Source organism: Dysgonomonas sp. GY617 (genome assembly GCF_015233815.1).
Classification (GTDB): Bacteria; Bacteroidota; Bacteroidia; order Bacteroidales; family Dysgonomonadaceae; genus Dysgonomonas_A.
The window spans coordinates 160,015-161,388 of sequence record NZ_JADCLR010000002.1 but is presented as its reverse complement, the minus strand read 5'-3'; the positions used below and the strand labels follow the sequence as shown (position 1 = coordinate 161,388).

Sequence of the window (1,374 nt, the reverse complement as noted above, 5' to 3'; positions counted from 1 at the left end):
GTCAAAATAGTAGAAACGGCTTTCTTTGCGGATCTTATTGTAAACATGTCCGGGGTGATAATCTGCCATTGTACTATTTTCAAAGTAGGGAATCTCTAATATACCTTGTAGGCCTTCTAGGTGGCGTTGATCATTATAACCTATGTTAGAATTATAACAGGCTACTTTAACTGCTAAGGCATTATTTTTTGTTGAAAGGTCTATATCATTAGAGGAAAAGGGTGTGCTGAAATCGCCTTCTACTAGTGCTCCGGTTGATGGATGTGGTGCATTATATAATGACTGCCAGGTTATTGGGTAACCGCCTAGAGCAAAGTCGCCGGAAGCCATCTTCTTTAATGGAGCTGCAAGCATGTACCATCTGTCTCGGGTTATCATTTTACTTGCAGGACCTTCTGCGTTACTGCCTGGCTGTTCGTTAGAACCTCCGGCATAGTATCCCCAATTATATTGAATAAATGCTTTATTATAGGTTAGTTTGTGAGGATAAGACAGTTCGCTGCCAAAATGGAAGACAATCTTATCGGTAACAGGATCGCCATAGATTGTACGGTCTGTATGGGCATCCAATGATGGATATTTATTTGAAACACTTGGAATATGAACATCGCTACATTTAGTAGGTACCGCATCAACTAAACCACCCGTATTAGTCCAGTTAGCCGGATTATTCCAGTTATTATCAATAGCAGTAGATTTCCATGTAAACTTAACACCTGCTGCAACTTTAGTAATCAAGAAAGAATTACTTTCAAAGGAGCCACAATTAGCATCAATTGAGATTCTTTTAAAATAAGTACTTTGAGTTAAAACTCCAGGTGTATAGTCTAGTCCTGTTGCACCACTTATATTTGTCCATGTAGTATTATTGATACTTTGCTGCCATTGGTAAGTAAATGTACCTGTGCCTCCAATAGTTGCAATTCCTTTGATTATTTGAGGAACATCTCCCTCACAAGCGTAAGGATTACCGGTTATAGTTCCTACAACAACTACCGGACGTACCGTAATAGTATACTCTTTATAAGTTCCAACACAACCATTAGCAGTTGGTGTTACTCGAATAGTTGCTGTAATGGGATTAGCGGTAGTATTAGTGGCAGTAAACGCTGGAATATTTCCTGTACCACTGGCAGCTAAACCAATTGCAGCATTAGTGTTTGTCCATGCATAAGTTGTACCCGTTGTTGCACTGGCTAAGGTTATAGCTGGTGAACTTGAGCTATTACAGTAAGTTAGATTGTTTAAAACGGTACTTACAGTAGGCGTAGGATTGACCGTAATGGTATACTCTTTATAAGTTCCAACACAACCATTAGCAGTTGGTGTTACTCGAATAGTTGCTGTAATGGGATTAGCGGTAGCATTAGTGGC

The 1,374-nt window shown here is 39.5% G+C and carries 1 pseudogene; it reads right to left on the bottom strand.

The features are described from left to right. Window positions 1-1,374, bottom strand: a pseudogene (locus tag IR022_RS04315) (PKD-like domain-containing protein); the annotation flags it as partial.